General features: G+C 64.8%; 14 protein-coding genes. 5 read left to right on the top strand and 9 right to left on the bottom strand.

Annotation, left to right across the window (positions count from 1 at the left end; genetic code table 11):
• Positions 1-69: 69 nt before the first annotated feature.
• Both EOD43_RS03810 and EOD43_RS03805 read right to left on the bottom strand, forming a co-directional pair.
• A complete protein-coding gene (locus tag EOD43_RS03810) occupies positions 70-723 on the bottom strand; it encodes a pentapeptide repeat-containing protein (RefSeq protein WP_127741242.1) in 654 nt (217 codons plus the stop codon).
• 85 nt (positions 724-808) lie between these two features.
• On the bottom strand, positions 809-2665 hold the full coding sequence (locus tag EOD43_RS03805; protein WP_127741240.1) for a methanol/ethanol family PQQ-dependent dehydrogenase: 1857 nt from the start codon (positions 2663-2665) through the stop codon (positions 809-811).
• 154 nt (positions 2666-2819) lie between these two features.
• Here EOD43_RS03805 and EOD43_RS03800 point away from each other — a divergent pair, with 154 nt between their 5' ends.
• Positions 2820-3209 (top strand): hypothetical protein, encoded by a 390-nt coding sequence (locus EOD43_RS03800; RefSeq protein ID WP_206363486.1) that lies wholly within the window; start codon positions 2820-2822, stop codon positions 3207-3209.
• Positions 3210-3221: 12 nt separating this feature from the next.
• On the opposite strand, the gene EOD43_RS03795 is transcribed toward EOD43_RS03800, so the two are convergent.
• Positions 3222-3731 carry a rhodanese-like domain-containing protein gene (locus EOD43_RS03795; protein WP_240653220.1) on the bottom strand — a complete coding sequence of 170 codons (510 nt, stop codon included), beginning with the start codon at positions 3729-3731 and terminating at the stop codon, positions 3222-3224.
• 112 nt (positions 3732-3843) lie between these two features.
• Between EOD43_RS03795 and EOD43_RS03790 the strand changes: the two genes are divergently transcribed.
• Positions 3844-4608 (top strand): quinoprotein dehydrogenase-associated SoxYZ-like carrier, encoded by a 765-nt coding sequence (locus tag EOD43_RS03790; RefSeq protein WP_127741234.1) that lies wholly within the window; start codon positions 3844-3846, stop codon positions 4606-4608.
• The gene (locus tag EOD43_RS03785; protein ID WP_127741232.1) at positions 4605-5546 is read left to right on the top strand and encodes a quinoprotein relay system zinc metallohydrolase 1; all 942 of its coding nucleotides are present in this window, start codon (positions 4605-4607) and stop codon (positions 5544-5546) included. The genes EOD43_RS03790 and EOD43_RS03785 overlap by 4 nt, the downstream gene beginning before the upstream one ends.
• A 37-nt stretch (positions 5547-5583) precedes the next feature.
• On the opposite strand, the gene EOD43_RS03780 is transcribed toward EOD43_RS03785, so the two are convergent.
• On the bottom strand, positions 5584-6978 hold the full coding sequence (locus EOD43_RS03780; protein ID WP_206363485.1) for a porin: 1395 nt from the start codon (positions 6976-6978) through the stop codon (positions 5584-5586).
• Positions 6979-7221: 243 nt separating this feature from the next.
• On the opposite strand from EOD43_RS03780, the gene pedF reads away from it, so the two are divergent.
• Together pedF and EOD43_RS03770 are read left to right on the top strand one after the other, a co-directional pair.
• Positions 7222-7653, top strand: coding sequence for a cytochrome c-550 PedF (gene pedF, locus EOD43_RS03775; RefSeq protein ID WP_127741230.1), 432 nt, complete (start codon positions 7222-7224; stop codon positions 7651-7653).
• A 134-nt stretch (positions 7654-7787) separates the two neighbouring features.
• Positions 7788-8447 carry a response regulator gene (locus EOD43_RS03770; protein ID WP_240653065.1) on the top strand — a complete coding sequence of 220 codons (660 nt, stop codon included), beginning with the start codon at positions 7788-7790 and terminating at the stop codon, positions 8445-8447.
• A 19-nt stretch (positions 8448-8466) separates the two neighbouring features.
• On the opposite strand, the gene EOD43_RS03765 is transcribed toward EOD43_RS03770, so the two are convergent.
• The 5 genes from EOD43_RS03765 to adh all read right to left on the bottom strand — a co-directional run bounded on the left by EOD43_RS03765 (position 8467) and on the right by adh (position 15134).
• Positions 8467-10701 carry a hybrid sensor histidine kinase/response regulator gene (locus EOD43_RS03765; protein WP_127741228.1) on the bottom strand — a complete coding sequence of 745 codons (2235 nt, stop codon included), beginning with the start codon at positions 10699-10701 and terminating at the stop codon, positions 8467-8469.
• Positions 10701-11873 carry an FIST N-terminal domain-containing protein gene (locus tag EOD43_RS03760; RefSeq protein WP_127741226.1) on the bottom strand — a complete coding sequence of 391 codons (1173 nt, stop codon included), beginning with the start codon at positions 11871-11873 and terminating at the stop codon, positions 10701-10703. The genes EOD43_RS03765 and EOD43_RS03760 overlap by 1 nt, the downstream gene beginning before the upstream one ends.
• A 4-nt stretch (positions 11874-11877) precedes the next feature.
• A complete protein-coding gene (locus EOD43_RS03755; protein ID WP_127741224.1) occupies positions 11878-13131 on the bottom strand; it encodes a DUF3422 domain-containing protein in 1254 nt (417 codons plus the stop codon).
• Positions 13131-13520, bottom strand: a complete 390-nt coding sequence (locus tag EOD43_RS03750; RefSeq protein ID WP_127741222.1) for a DUF779 domain-containing protein — start codon at positions 13518-13520, stop codon at positions 13131-13133. The genes EOD43_RS03755 and EOD43_RS03750 overlap by 1 nt, the downstream gene beginning before the upstream one ends.
• 93 nt (positions 13521-13613) lie before the next feature.
• Positions 13614-15134, bottom strand: a complete 1521-nt coding sequence (adh, locus tag EOD43_RS03745; protein ID WP_127741220.1) for an aldehyde dehydrogenase — start codon at positions 15132-15134, stop codon at positions 13614-13616.
• Positions 15135-15231: the final 97 nt, after the last annotated feature.

Here is a 15231-nt window from a genome sequence, read left to right as displayed (position 1 = left end):
CTCGCGCTTGGTCGATGCCATCGTCCCCCGCCCCGCAGTTCTAAGCCCGGATAGCGACGACCTTGAAGCCTATCGATTACGCCCTCTCTCCTTGGCTTCGGCCTCCCAGACGGTGTCGCCTTTCTGCCAGTTGACCGGGCATCCGGTGCAGCCGCCCATGAAGGCGTCCTGAAAGATCGCGAAGCGCAGGCGGCTGTTCTGCATCGTCGCGCCCGACAGGTTCACCTCGTAGAATTTGGCTTCCTGAAGATCGGCGTTGATCAGGCGGACGCGCTGGAAGCTCGATCCCTTAAGGAAGGCTTTTTCGAGCGTCGCGGCGGTCAGATCGGCGTCGTCGAAGATGGCGTGGCCGGCGCGGATGAAGGTCAGGTCGGTGCCGCGCAGGCTTGCACGGCGCAGGTCGGTGCCGTTCATGAAGGCGGTTTCCATCCGCGCGCCGTCCAGATCCGCGCCCGAGAGGTTGGCGCCTGAAAGATTTGCGTGGCGCAGGTCGGCGCGGGGCAGTCGCGCGCCGGCGAGATTGGCGCCGGTGAGATCGGCATTCTTGAGATCGGCGAAGCTGAGGTCGGCATTGGGGCATTCGGCCTTCGGGCCGATCGTGCAGGTGCCCACGACCCAGGGCGACGGTCGTTCCTCAACATTGACGTTAACGATCATCTGTTGCGCGCCGGCAGGAGCGGCCATCGCCATGATCGCAGCGCCCAGCAGGGTGAGTTGGCGCATGGTGCTTGTCCTTGAAAAGCGGGATGCATGAGCGGAAAGGGCCATCCGACGCGACAGGATCGCGCCCGGACGGCCCCCGCCCCGCTCAGCTATCCGGCAGTTCGAACACCCAGAAGGAGCCGCCCTGGCTGACCGTCTTGGTCAGATCGGCCATGTCGCCGCCCCACAGAGGCACCGCGCCGCCATAGCCGGAGGCAAGGCCGATATATTGCTTGCCGTCCATCTCCCACGTGATCGGCACCGAGACGACGCCCGATCCGGTCTGGAATTTGTAGAGTTCCTCGCCGGTCTTCGCGTCGAACACCTTCATGTATCCGTCGCTGGTGCCCTGAACGACGATATTGCCCTTGGTCGTCAGGTTGCCGCCCCACAGCGGCAGATGCTCCTTGGCTTCCCACGCAATCTTGCCGGTGACCGGATCGAGCGCGCGCAGCACGCCGACATGGTCGGGGTGGGTGCGCTTGATGCGGAAGCCCTGGCCCAGATAGGCTGCGCCTTTCGCGTAGGTGACATTCTCGGTCCAGTAATCTTCCTTCCAGTCGTTCGACGGAATGTAGAAGAGGTTGGTGTCCGGATTGTAGGACATCGGCATCCAGTTCGTGCCGCCCAGGAAGTTCGGCGTCACCTGAATCACCTTGCCCTTTTCCTGGCCGGGTTCGGGATTCGGCGGACGCTGACCGGGGTTCTCGTTCGGGCGGCCCTTCTTGACGTCCCAGCTGCTGGCCCAGCTGATATCGGGCACGAACGGATAGATGGCGAGCGCACCGCCGACCTGCTTGGAAATGCGGCCGTCACGCTTCGTCATCGTGTCGAGATCGGTCAGGAAGAAATAGCCGTTGCGATCGGCGTGGGCGCCCGCGCGGATCGTCTTGCCGTCCTTCTTCAGATCGAACAGCACGATCGGATTGTTGCCCGAGAAATCCCACGCATCGTTGGGCGTGTGCTGGAAGAAGCCGACCGGTTCACCCGTCGACGGCTCGATGTATATCTGGCCCGACGTATAGAGGCTGTCGCCCGGCGAACGCTTGTTGGTGTTCCACGGCGCGGGGTTGCCGGTGCCGATAACGATCGTGTTGGTCTTCACGTCATAGGTGGCCGATTGCCACGGTGCGCCGCCGCCGTGATGCCACGCCTCGACCTTCTTGCCGTCCTTGTCGTTCGGCCAAGACGGTGCCTTGGGGTTGCCGGTGTAGGAGGATGGCTTGCCGGCAAGGCGGCCCTGATGCCCCTCGACCATCGGGCGCATCCACAGCTCCTCGCCCGTGTCGGGATCGCGGGCGTAGAGTTCGCCGACCGCGCCGAATTCGTCGCCCGACGAACCGTGGATCAGCATGACTTTGCCGGTCTTGGCATCCTTCACGATCGTGGGAGCGCCCGTCATCGTGTAGCCGGCGGTGTGATCCTGGAACTTCTTCTTCCAGATCAGCTTGCCGGTCTTGCGGTCGAGCGCGATCATGCCGGCGTCGAGCGTGCCCATGAAGATCTTGTCGCCATAGATGGCGGCGCCGCGATTGACGACGTCGCAACACGGGCGAATGTCGTCGGGCAGGCGATAGCTGTAGGACCACAGCTTTTTGCCGGTGCGCGCATCGAGCGCGAAGATGCGGCTGTAGGATGCAGTGATGTAGATGACGCCGTCATAGATCAGCGCCTGCCCCTCCTGCCCGCGCTGGCGCTCGTCGCCGAATGAGAAGGTCCATTTGGGTTTGAGCGTCTTGGCGTTGGACGCGTTGATCTTATCGAGCTGGCTGTAACGCTGCGCGCGGACTCCCGCGCCGTACATCAGCACATTGTCGGTGCTGGTCTCGTCGTTGAGGATGTCGTCCCAGCTGACGCCCGGCTTGGTGTAATCGTGCGGTTGTGCTGGCATCTGCGCGGCGATCGGCGCGCCGCAAAGGGCGGCGGTGGCCAGCAGGGTCCGATAGAAAGTGCGTCCTGTCATTTGCTCTACCCCTCCTGTCCCGCATCGGGCGGGTTCGGATGGTTTTGTCGGCGCGGCCAACCGGCGGGACAATTGCACCAAAGGACAATGGCCGCCGGCCCCGGCGCCCCGCACACCATCGGCGATGAGGAAGGCGGCATCCCGATCGGCGTTGATGATAGCGCTCGCTGCTGCGCTGCCCGGTGCGGCGCACGCGCAGAGCGATCTGCGTGCGGCGATGGCGAAGTGCCGTCCAATCGCCGATCTGCCGTCTCGCGCAGCCTGTTATGACCGCATCGCCCTTGAGGATGGCGGCCCGCGTTGGACGGGGCGGCTGTCCTTCACCACGGAGGCCTTCACCGTCGACAGGCCAACCCTGATCCGCTTCGACAGCGAAGGCGTGATTTTCGTGATGTATCTGAAGGATGCGGCCGGTGAGGTCGTCCAGAACATCCACCATGCGGGCGCCGGCGAGGGACGCTACCTGATCGGCCAGCCCGGAACCTATACGCTGCAGATCAACGGTGCCGAGGGCTGGCGCATCTGGCTCGAGCCGCAATCCTGACCCGATGGCCGATCATCGGCCGCGATAGGGTTCGACCCTCTTGGTAGCCTGGCCGGCGTCCCGCCAGCCATCCAGCCCGTCGGCAAACCAGCGCACATCGCCGAAACCCGCCTGTTTCAGCCGGCGGGCGGCGTTCCAGCTCATCCAGCAATCGGCGAGGCAGAAGACGATGAGGGTTTTGTCCCGCCGCCGGCCGCCAAGCCGATCGACACCTCCGACGAACCACCGCTCGATATCGGGTGCGAGTGCGCCGCGCCCGGCCTCGGGAAACCAGTACGCGCCGCGAATGGTATGGTGGGGCATTGCAAGCCGCCAGCGGCCCGATTGCGGATCGCGGATGCCACCTTCCGCCGGGGTCACATCGATCAGGATGGCATGGTCTCGAACCAGCGCGACGACCTGCGCGGCGGTGATCCGATCCACCCCGGCCGGGGCGTCCGCCACGACGCCGCGATACTGCGCAATCCGATAGCCGGTAACCGGATCGAAATTCGGATCGACCGCCGGCTGGCCGATCGCCATCGCCAACGCCGCCGCCATCGCGAATATCGCCATCTGCCACCCGCATCATTGGTCCAAGGTGTCATGGTAGCGCCCTGCCCCTCCCGATACGCTTGGCCTTTGGGAGGAGAGGATGCGGAGCCTAGCCCTGATCGCCGCCGCGCTGATCGCAGCGCCGGCATCGGCCGCCGACCCGTTGGGATCGCCCAATTGGGACGGTATGGAACGCCTGCTGGACGGCGGGCCGGTGCGCTTCGATCCACGCGTCCGCGTGATCGTGCCGATGATCGCCGAGAATCAGCGCAGCTTCCCGGTCGTGGTCGACGCGCGCGGCATCGCCGGCGTGCGGCGCATACTGATCCTTGCGGATCTCAATCCGATACCACTTGCCGTCGACTATCGGCCGCTCAAAGCCGCCGCCTATCTATCGACCAACATCAAACTCGATCAGCGCACGCCGGTGCGCGGTGCCGTGCAACTGGCGGACGGGAGCTGGCTGGTCGGCGGGGTGTGGGTGGATGCGGCCGGCGGCGGCTGTTCGATGCCATCGCTCAGTCGCGGGCGCGGCGATTGGGCGCAACATCTTGGCGAGGTGCGCGGCGGCGCCTGGTCGGTCGGCGAGGAGGCGCGACTGCGGCTTGCCTTCCGTCATCCGATGGACACCGGCTTCGTCGCCAATATCCCGACCTACAATCTGGAAAGTGTCGAGGTGAAAGCGGCGGACGGCTCCTTGCTCGCATCGTTCGAGGTGCAGGCATCGGTCGCCGAAGACCCCCAGTTCGGGCTGATCGTGCAAGCGGCAGCAGGCGAGGCGCTGACCATCGCCGGGCGAGACACCAACGGCGTCGACTATGATGCGCGGTTGACGGTGGCCGGCGCGAGCGGTGCAGCGCGATGATTGGACGGCGCAGCTTCATCGCCGGTCTGGGCCTGATCGCATGCATCGCACGGGCGCAAGATTTCGACTATAAGATCGAACCGGTGTCGATCGGTGACGGCATCTGGATCGTGCGGGGCGCCGATGCGCCGATCGACCGCAACAACGGCGGAGCCATCGCCAACCTGACGATCATCGCGACCCCAGTGGGAGCCGTACTGATCGATTGCGGTCCGTCGCTGCGGTACGGGGCCCTGCGGAAGATGATCGAGGCGCTGACGGGCAAAGCCGTGGTGCGGATCTACATCACTCACGTCCACCCCGATCATCTCTATGGCGACGGCGCTTTCGACATCGATATGATCGCCGCGACGCAGGCGCAGATCGAAGATTTCACCGCCGAGGCCAAACGCTTCAACGATGGCATGTACCGGCTGCTGGGGGATTGGATGCGCGGCACCGAGGCGGTCATCCCGCGCCATGTGCTGACGGGTGAAGTGGAGGATTTCGGCGGACGGCGGATCCGCCTGCTGCCGCTTGCCGGCCACAGCGCGGCGGATCTTGCTTTGCTCGACGAAGCAAGCGGAACCCTGATCGCCGGCGACCTTGTCTTTCACAATCGCGCACCGAGCACGCCGAACGCCGATCTTGCCAAGTGGAGGGCATCGCTCGACACGCTCAAGGCCTTGAAGCATCGGCAGGTCGTGCCGGGGCATGGCCCGTTCGACCGGAGCCCGGCTGCGGCGATCGATCAGACCCGCGACTGGATCGACTGGATCGAAGCTACCATCGACCAAGCGGTGCGCGATGGCCTGGGGCCGGTCGAGGCCGGCAACCTGCCCCTTCCGCCGCGTTTCGCCGCGATGGCGGCCGCGCGTTACGAGTTGCAGCGATCGGTCTCGCATTTCTATGCGGCCGCCGAAGAACGGCTGGTAGCGCGGATAGATCGCAAAAAATAAGGCGGCCGACTTTCGCCGACCGCCCCCTTCCTTCCCGTCAGAAGAACAGGATCGCGCCGGTTGCGATCGCGTCGGACGACGCCTTGTTGCCATTATGCGCTTCGGAGCGCGTGTGGACATATTCGCCGACCAGCGTCACCCAATCGGTCAGGCCGTAGCGAAGCTGGCCCACCCAGCTGCTGTTGGTGTCGAGCAGGGTCGGATTGACCTCGCCCTTCGCCAGATCGAGATGGCTTTCGCCATAGCTCGCGCCGATGGTGAGCTTGCCAATGCCGTACGTGCCCTGGACGTAAAAACCGTCGCTGTCGCGCTTCCGCCCGGCGGCATCGGTCGACAGGATGAACAGCCCGGTCGTGCCGATGCCCGAGCCATTGTAATAATAGCCGAGCAGGCTCGCCGTGCCGAAGGTCAGCTTGCTGCCGACATCGAAACCGCGCCCCGTATAGCTGGGCGACGTGCCGATGCCGTCATGCTTCTGGGTGATGCCATTCAGCCAGACCTTGCCGCCGAAACCGCCAGACGCGAAATCGTACGTCACCTTGCCCTGAAAGCCGGGGGTCTTGTTGACTTCGTTGTTGCCGATCGTGACGAGCGGCTGGAACGCGCCGATCGCGACCTGGAACCCACCCAGCTTGGGGCTGGTGTAGGTGATCTGCGGCTGGAAATCGGTGTAGAGATAGCCCAGCCCGATGCGGCCGAGCGATGTGTTCGACGGCGCCGAATTGCCCGCCGCGGTGCCGACAGACAGCAGGGTGATGTCGTTCAGGATCGCTTCCTGCCCGAACATGCCAATGTCACGGCCGATCTTCACTTCGCCGAAATTGGGTTTGCCGAAGGTCAGGTAGGTCTGGCGGAAGTCGATGCCTGCCGTGGCGAGCGCCTGTGGCGTGCCGCCCGAATTGGCGCCGCCGCTGGTCAGCACGCTGTTGATGCCCGGATAGATGCCGAAATGCGCCCCGACATCCCAGCCGCCCTGGTTGGTGGTCGCCTCCACCTTCAGGAAGCCGGGGAGCAGACCGTTGCGCACCGACGAACTCTTGGGGCCGACCGTCGCGAGCCCGCCGACAACAGCGTTCGCGGGCGTCGCCGGATCGCCCTTGTCATGAACGTAGAAACCGTTGATCGATCCGGAGAATTTCAGCGCCACGCTGCCGATCTGAACGCCTACGCCGCTGTCGGTCGCGCGAACGACCTTCATCTCATCGAGCCAGGACGAACTGGGTGCGGATGCGACCGCCGGGGTCGCGACGGCTGGCGTAGGTTCTTCCGCCTTGCGCTGCGCGAGCGCCTGATATTCTTCTTCGGTGAGGATCCCCTTCGCCTTCAGTCGCAGCAGCAGATCGTCGGTCGTATCGGCATAAGCCGGCGCCGCTGCGCCGATCATGGACGCGACAAAGGCTGTGGCGAAAAGCCACGTCTTCTTCCCAGTCATCCTGAACCTCCCTTTTCCGCGGGCCTTCACGGCCCCGCGCGGCCCAAGGATGTGGTGAGAGATGCTGCGCCGATATTGCACTTTTGGTCACGGATCGGCCCGCGCAATAATGGCGACAGAGCGCTTCGGCCGGCTCAGTTGTACCTAAGTCCTATGGGCGCGGGCGAGGCATCGCTGTCTATTCGGCACACGCATCGAACAGGGCACAGCCCGGTCGTGCGCAGGGCCGCAGGAGAGCGTACAATGAGTCCCAAGTTTCGCCGCACGACCTTGATCCTTTCGGGACTGGTCTGCGTGGCGTCGGTGTCGAGCAGCCTGTTCGCGCACGGCAATATGACGCCGCAGCCTGTCGATACGCACACCCTGCCCGACATCGGCGACGAGTGGCGCAAGGTGAACCCCTATCGCGACAATGCCGAAGCGGCGAAGATCGGCGAATCGGCCTATGGCCAGAATTGCGCCCGCTGCCACGGGCTTGAGGCGATGAGCGGCGGGATCGCGCCCGACCTGCGCTATCTCGAAACCGGCGACAGCGGCGACGAATGGTTCATCAACCGCTTCCAGCATGGCTCGGCGCATGACGGGAAGGTTTATATGCCGCCGTTCGGCGACGTTCTTGGGCAAAAGGCGGGCTGGGCGATCCGCACCTGGCTCGACACCAAGCACGAAGAATGACGGCGATCGGGATCATGGGGGAGCATCGCACTTCTCCGATGTCGGGCGGATTGCGGGGAGTGGCTGCGGTTGCTCCCCTTTCCGCATTCCCCGCCGATGGGTTAGGCTCCGTCCGCGCAAGGAGATTGGATCAGGTGGAAAGAGTGCTGATCGCCGATGATCATCCGCTGGTACGCGATGGTCTGCGCACGGTGATCTCGGTCGCATTCGACCAATGCGAGCTGTTCGAAGCCTCCTCGATCGAAGAGGCGATGGGAGTGATCGAGCGCGAGGGCGATTTCGATCTCGTCCTCCTCGATCTTAACATGCCGGGCACGATGGGCTTTTCCGGTCTTCAGGCGATCCGCGATCATTTCCCGTCGGTACCGGTCGTCATCGTATCGGCCGCGCAGGAACGCGGGCTGGTGCGCAACGCGCTCGCGCACGGGGCGGCAGGCTTCATCCCCAAGTCGCTCAAGCGCAGCGCGATCGTCGATGCGCTCAAGTCGATCCTGGCCGGCGAACTCTACACCCCCGACGATTTCGACGAGGGCGAGGAATCGATCGACGCGGCGGAGGCCGATATTCTCCAGCGGATCGACACCCTGACGCCGCAGCAGCGCGTCGTGCTGGGCTGCATCGTTTCCGGCAAGCTCAACAAGCAGATCGCCTACGAACTCGACGTGTCGATGACGACGGTGAAGGCGCATGTCTCGGCGATCCTTGCCAAGCTCAACGTCTTCAGCCGCACCCAGGCGGTGATCATGGTCAACAAGGTGAACTTCGTCGCACCGCCGGCGCGACCGCACAATTGATAGTGTAGCGGCCGCTATATTAAGCCGACAGTCGCCCGATCAGCGCCCGGAGCTGCGCGGGCTTGACCGGTTTCTGCAGCACATGAAGCTGCTCGCCCTGCAATTGTTCGCGCAGTTCGGGGGTGCGATCCGCGGTGATGACGATCGCAGGCACGGACCGGCCGACATGGCCGCGCAGAACCTCGATCGCCTCCCGGCCCGTCGCGCCATCGTCCAGATGATAGTCGGCGATGATGAGGCCCGGCCTCGCGCCCGACCGATCGATGGCCTCGATCGCTTCGGCGACATCGCCCGCGGTCAGCACCTGGCATCCCCAGCCGGCAAGCAGCGCAGCCATGCCGTCGAGGATCGAACTCTCATTGTCGATGACGACGATGGACTGCCCCGCCAGCGGCGCCTTGACGGCACGCGGCGAAGCGCCTGACGGCACATCCTGCGCACTGCCCATCGGCACGGTTATGCCGAAGATCGCTCCTTCGCCCGGCGCGGAGGCAAGATCAATCGGATGGCCAAGCATCCGGCTTGCGCGCTGGACGATCGCGAGGCCGAGGCCCATGCCGCGATCGCGCGTCGCGCCCCCGACGCGGCGAAATTCCTCAAAGATCAGCGCGTGATGCTCCGGCGCGATGCCAGGGCCTGTGTCGACTACCTCGATCCGCAACAGATCGCCCTGCGCACGGCAGGTCACGCTGACCGATCCTTCGGCGGTGTAGCGCAGCGCGTTCGATATCAGGTTCTGAAGAATGCGGCGCAACAGGCGCGGATCGGTGCGCGCCCACAAATTGGGTTCATCGATCGTCAGCGCCAATCCGCGTTCGCGGGCGAAGGGCGCGAATTCCGCGCGCATGCTGCGCAAAATCTCATCGACACGGACATCGCCAATCTCGGGCGTGATCGCGCCCGCATCAAGCTTCGAAATCTCCAGCAGCGCCTCGAGCAGATCCTCGACCGAGTCGAGCGCCGAGCCGGTCTGGTGGACGAGAGCGCGGGTCGGCAGCGCAAGCCGCCGATCGGCCAGCGCCGAGACGAACAGACGCGCAGCATTGAGCGGCTGGAGCAGATCGTGGCTCGCCGCCGCAAGGAAGCGGGTCTTGGAAATATTGGCCTGCTCGGCCACCGTCTTGGCCTCGCGCAGCGCATCTTCGACCGCAAGGCGTTCGCCGATCTCGTCCTGCAGCTTGACGTTGACTGCGGCGATATCGGCAGTCCGCTCGTCCACGCGGCGTTCCAGCGTCTCATTGGTCTCGCGCAGCGCTTCGGCCGCGCGCAGCGCTTCGGATACGTCGCTGAAGCTCAGCACCATTCCGCCGCCGGGCATCGCCGAGCGACGCACCTCCAGCACGCGATCGCCGACCTGGAGCCGACGCACCACCGCCTCGGCCGATCCCTCGCCGAGCCAGCCGACGATCGGTTCCCCATAACGCGCGACCAATGCTGCGTGATCGCCGATCGCCCCCATGACGTCGCTAGGCAGGCCCAGCAGCGACATCAACGGGTCGTTCCACGCAACCAGCCGGCGCGTGCCATCATACACGCACACGCCATGCGCGATATTGTCGAGAGTCGCCTGCAGCATCACGCTCTTTTCGGCGAGTTCGCGCGCCCGTTCGCGCGCATCCTCGGCCTTGGCCTCGGTGATGTCGGTATAGACGCCGACGATGCCGCCTTCGCTTGTGCGCAGTTCGTTGATCTGGATCCAGCGCCCGTCGGCAAGTGCGTGGACATGCCCGCCCGATGCCACAACATGTTGCGCCATTCGTTCGGACAGCCAGCGATCGGGCGCGATCATCTCCCCCAGCGATCGTTCGTCGTTGCGGACAAGGGTGGTGATCTCATCGAAGGTCATGCCCGGCTGGATGCGCGCGGCGACCTGCGGCCACAGCCCCAGATAGGTCTGGTTGCACAATACCAGCCGATCGTCTGCGTCGAAGATCGCGAAACCCTCGTTGATGCTCTCGATCGCGTCGCGCAGTCGGCGCTGCGCCTCGTCGGCAGCGTCGCGCGCAACCGAAAGCGCCGCGTTGCTCGTCGCCAGATCGCCCAGCGCGAGTTCGAGATCGGCGGTCCGCTCGCGCACCTTGCCTTCCAGCGCAATTGCGGTCTCGAACAGAGAGAAGGCGTTGCCTTGCAGGTCGGTCGATCGTTCGACGCGGTCCATCAGCGCGGCGTTGATCCGTCGCAGCTTGGCGTTCTCGCGCTCGAGTTCGGCGATCCGCGCCTCCTCTTCGCCGGGCAGGATGCGTCGGCTGGCCATCAGCGCCCGATCGCCAGCCCGCTGAAGGTCTGGTTCACATGCAGCCCGTGATATTGTTCGCCATAGGTGTTGAAGCCGACGACATGCCGCGCGGCAAAAATGTTGGATACGGTGCGCGTCAGCTGGCGCTGCGCGATCTCGACGCTGTTCAGCACGCAGTCGAAGCCGACCACCTGATCGATCCCGCCGACCGACCGATCGAGATCGTCGAACAGGATGTTAAGGCCGCCCGCAATATCCTTGGCCTCGCCCAATGTCAGGACCACGCCCTCGTCGATCGCGCAGTAGAAGGTCAGGCTGCCATCCGGATTGGCGCTCTGGATCGAGCGGACATAATATTCGCCACCGGCGCGCACCATCGGCGGGGCGGATGCGAAGACCGTCGGCGACAGATCCTTGCGCTGGATGTTGGCAAGCCGGGCATATTCCTCGGCCGCCGGCTCGGCATTAATCTCGGTCACGACGCGGTTGACCGGATCCGCGCCGGTGATGACCATCTTCACCGATCCGGGCTGATAATATTGCGACCGGAACACCTTCATCGGCCGCCAGCTCGACAGGATCGCGACCAGCGCGGAATCGCGATGGAATTGCCCCTCGTGCAGCACGAAGGTCTCGCGAAACGCCAGCCCGTCGCCCGATGACCCGCCGATCAACGGGATCTCGCCCAGCGCATCCTGCACGGTGACGGTCAGCATCTCCTCACGGTGCGACAGGCCGTCGACCAGGAACAGGGCGACGCGCTGCTGCGATCGGCCGAAGCCCTGCGACGCTTCCGCCGCGTCGGCGACAAGGCTGCGCACACGGCGCTGCGCCTCGGCCGGATCGAAATTGTCGAGATCTGCAAAGCGGATCGCCTGCAGCGTGAAATCGCTCGCCGGAAATCCGATCGCGGTGATCGTGCCTTCGGCAAAGCCCTCCGGCGTGATCTCGCCCGACGACGTGCAGCCGATGATGGTCACATCGTCGCCGCGCAAAGCGACGGCACGGGCCAGTGCGGCCAGATCATATCGGCTCGACGCGAACAGCAGCACGCCCGTCAGACTGGGCAGATCGAGCTCGCGAAACAGTTCCTGCGCGGCCAGTTCCGGATCATCGATCCGGGTTGCGGCGACCTTGACCTTTTCGGCCTGTCGGGCGCCGCCCTCTCCTTCGTTCCTCATGTCCAGCATGATGTCATGCATGGCGGGCGGCGTCACCTGCGAAGAGCCGCCCGCGCCGGTGGCGGATGAACGCCATTATGCCCAGGCTGACGGGCAATACGGCCATAGCGAGCAGGAGTTCGGGCGAGAGCCAGGGCATCACTTTCGACACCCCTTTGGCCACGTAGCCGAGCAGGCTGATCGCATAATAGCTGATCGCCAGAACCGACAGGCTTTCCACCAGATGCTGGAGGCGCAACTGCAATCCGATGCCCTGTTCGACCGAGGTGAGCAGGTCGCGATTCTGACGCTCGATGCTCGTTTCGATCCGCGTCCGCAGCAATGCGGTTATCCGCGCCGTCCGTGCGCCCAGCGTGTCGATCCGCGCCGCGAAGGTCGCGCAGGTCCGCACCGCGGGGACAAAGCGACGGTCGTTGAAGTCGACCAGGCTCTGATGACCCTCGATCGCCTGGATATCGAGCGATGCGAGCCGATCGGCGACGATCGCGGCATAAGCATTGGTCGCGCCCAGCCGGAAGGCGGTGGCGGCGGCGACATGCTCCAGTTCGGCCGACAGCGCCGACAGCCGTTCAAGCAGCGCCTCATCATCCTGCGCGCCCTCGGCGATCAGCCGCGCCTCTTCGGACAACTGGGCCTCCAGCCGATCGAGGCCCGCGCCGTGCTGCTGCACCAGAGGCAGGCCGAGCAAGGCAAGATTGCGATAATTGCCGAGTTCCTGAACGCGCTGGATGATCCGGCCGAGGTCGGCGGGCGGACATCCGTTGGCCACGAGGATCATCTGCCCGTAACCGTCGTTTCCCATCCGGAAATCGGACCAGATCCGGCACGGCCCGACATGGCAGGTGACGAGATCGGCCTTCGCCAGCGCCGCTGCCGTCAGGACCGGACCGGCGCTCGCCTCATCGGCGAGGACGGTGATCCGCATCGCGCGGACGACATGGCCGGGCAGCCCTTCGATCCACGCAGTCGCGTCGCACGCCTCGATGCCCAGCGGCAGCAATATCGTTGCGGTGCTCGCCTCGCTGTGCCGCTCCCACGACAGCAGCGCGCCGCGCGGGCATGCACCCGCGACATGGCGGTCGTGGCTGCCCGGCTCGATGAACGAACCGTCCGGCATCGCCATCACCCGTCGCCGTTCCTCATCGCGATCGGCGGCGGCCACGATGCGGACGATCTGAACGATCCGCGACGGCGTGGTGATCGCCGGAAAGCGACGCAACAACATCTCCTGCACGACGCGTTCGCGAAGGGGATGGTTGGTGAGCATCAGGCGCCCCGCGGCAGATCGCCCGCGGCTTCGAGCGCGGCGGCTTCCGCATCGGTGAAGACGCGGCTGCGGACAATGAAGCGAAAGCCCTCCGGCCCTTCCAGCGAGAAGCCGGCGCCGCGCCCCTTCACGACATCGATCGTCACCTGCGTATGGCGCCAATATTCGAACTGAGCCGCACCGATCCACACCGGGATATCGCCACCGACATGACCGAGCAGAACATCCTGCGTGCCGACGCGAAACTCGCCGGCGGCGTAACACATGGGGGCTGAACCATCGCAGCAACCACCCGACTGATGGAACATCAACGGGCCGTGGACCGCAGCCAGATCGGCCATCAGCGCTTCGGCGGCCGGGGTGGCGAGAATACGGGGTGGCAGGGCCATGATCGATCTCCGATCAAGGAGAGGCGGCGGGCCGAAGCCCGCCGCAAGTTTGCGTCCGTCTCGAGAGAGGGCAGTTGCCGGACACACGGAGTCTTAGAAGAAGCCCAGTGCCTTGGGGCTGTAGCTGACGAGCAGATTCTTGGTCTGCTGATAATGATCGAGCATCATCTTGTGGGTCTCGCGCCCGATGCCCGACTGTTTGTAGCCGCCGAAGGCCGCGTGGGCCGGATAAGCGTGGTAGCAGTTGGTCCACACGCGGCCCGCCTGAATGCCGCGGCCCATGCGGTAGGCGCGGGTTCCGTCGCGGGTCCAGACGCCGGCGCCCAGACCGTAAAGCGTGTCGTTGGCGATCGCGAGCGCGTCATCGGCATCCTTGAAGGTCGTCGCGGCGACGACCGGGCCGAAAATCTCCTCCTGGAACACGCGCATCTTGTTGTGCCCCTGCAGGATCGTCGGCTGGACATAATAGCCGTCGGTCAGCTCGCCGCCGAGCGTGGCGCGCGCGCCGCCGGTCAGCACCTTGGCGCCCTCGTCCCGGCCGATGTCGATATAGGACAGGATCTTCTCAAGCTGATCGTTCGACGCCTGCGCGCCGATCATCGTCGACATGTCGAGCGGGCTGCCCGCGCGGATCGCCTGCACGCGGGCGATGCACTTCTCCATGAACCTGTCGTAGATGGATTCCTGGATCAGCGCGCGGCTGGGGCAGGTGCAAATCTCACCCTGATTGAGCGCGAACATGGTGAAGCCTTCGACCGCCTTGTCGAGGAAGTCGTCATCCTCGGCCATCACGTCGGCGAAGAAGATGTTGGGCGATTTGCCGCCGAGTTCCAGCGTGACCGGGATCAGATTTTCGGTCGCATATTGCATGATCAGACGGCCGGTGGTCGTCTCCCCGGTGAAGGCGATCTTGGCGATCCGCTTGTTCTGCGCAAGCGGCTTGCCCGCTTCGATACCGAAGCCGTTGACGACGTTGAGCACGCCCGGCGGCAGCAGATCGCCGATCACGTCCATCAGCACCATGATCGACAGCGGGGTCTGTTCAGCGGGCTTGAGGACGACGCAGTTGCCGGCGGCGAGCGCCGGGGCCAGCTTCCACACCGCCATCAGGATCGGGAAGTTCCACGGGATGATCTGGCCGACGACGCCCAGTGGCTCGTGATAATGATAGGCGACGGTATCGTGATCGATCTCGGCGATCGATCCTTCCTGCGCGCGCAGGCACCCGGCGAAATAGCGGAAATGGTCGATCGCCAGCGGAATGTCGGCGGCGGTCGTCTCGCGGATCGGCTTGCCGTTGTCGATCGTCTCAACCAGCGCGAGAAGATCGAGCTTCGCCTCCATCCGATCGGCCATCAGGTTGAGGATGCGGGCGCGGTCGGCGGGCGAGGTGCGACCCCAGCTTTCCTTCGCCTTGTGCGCAGCATCGAGCGCCAGTTCGATATCCTCGGCCGACGAGCGCGCGATGCTGCACACCGTCTTGCCGGTGATCGGCGACGGATTGTCGAAGTAGCGGCCCTGAACCGGAGCGACCCAATCGCCGCCGATGAAATTGTCGTATTTCGAGCGGATGGCGACATCGCCCTTCAGTTGCTCGATCGCCTGCTGCAGCATCTCTTCATCTCCTTATGTCCGGCCCGCGGCATGGCGGCGGCACGAATCCCGGTGATGATGATGCGCGGCAGTCGACGGCCGACGCCATTGTACCAAG

This window comes from Sphingomonas crocodyli, from assembly GCF_004005865.1.
Taxonomy (GTDB): Bacteria; Pseudomonadota; Alphaproteobacteria; order Sphingomonadales; family Sphingomonadaceae; genus Rhizorhabdus; species Rhizorhabdus crocodyli.
Note: the sequence above shows the minus strand (reverse complement) of the source record. Positions and strands in the feature narration are given on the sequence as shown.

Excerpts from the sequence above, each read along its gene's own strand:
- EOD43_RS03785 (WP_127741232.1), top strand. The coding sequence starts at position 4,605 with ATGATTGGACGGCGCAGCTTCATCGCCGGTCTGGGCCTGATCGCATGC.
- adh (WP_127741220.1), bottom strand. The coding sequence starts at position 15,134 with ATGCTGCAGCAGGCGATCGAGCAACTGAAGGGCGATGTCGCCATCCGC.
- EOD43_RS03795 (WP_240653220.1), bottom strand. The coding sequence starts at position 3,731 with ATGGCGATCGGCCAGCCGGCGGTCGATCCGAATTTCGATCCGGTTACC.
- EOD43_RS03800 (WP_206363486.1), top strand. The coding sequence starts at position 2,820 with ATGATAGCGCTCGCTGCTGCGCTGCCCGGTGCGGCGCACGCGCAGAGC.
- EOD43_RS03780 (WP_206363485.1), bottom strand. The coding sequence starts at position 6,978 with ATGACTGGGAAGAAGACGTGGCTTTTCGCCACAGCCTTTGTCGCGTCC.
- EOD43_RS03765 (WP_127741228.1), bottom strand. The coding sequence starts at position 10,701 with ATGGCCAGCCGACGCATCCTGCCCGGCGAAGAGGAGGCGCGGATCGCC.
- EOD43_RS03790 (WP_127741234.1), top strand. The coding sequence starts at position 3,844 with ATGCGGAGCCTAGCCCTGATCGCCGCCGCGCTGATCGCAGCGCCGGCA.
- EOD43_RS03810 (WP_127741242.1), bottom strand. The coding sequence starts at position 723 with ATGCGCCAACTCACCCTGCTGGGCGCTGCGATCATGGCGATGGCCGCT.
- EOD43_RS03805 (WP_127741240.1), bottom strand. The coding sequence starts at position 2,665 with ATGACAGGACGCACTTTCTATCGGACCCTGCTGGCCACCGCCGCCCTT.
- pedF (WP_127741230.1), top strand. The coding sequence starts at position 7,222 with ATGAGTCCCAAGTTTCGCCGCACGACCTTGATCCTTTCGGGACTGGTC.
- EOD43_RS03750 (WP_127741222.1), bottom strand. The coding sequence starts at position 13,520 with ATGGCCCTGCCACCCCGTATTCTCGCCACCCCGGCCGCCGAAGCGCTG.
- EOD43_RS03760 (WP_127741226.1), bottom strand. The coding sequence starts at position 11,873 with ATGCTGGACATGAGGAACGAAGGAGAGGGCGGCGCCCGACAGGCCGAA.
- EOD43_RS03755 (WP_127741224.1), bottom strand. The coding sequence starts at position 13,131 with ATGCTCACCAACCATCCCCTTCGCGAACGCGTCGTGCAGGAGATGTTG.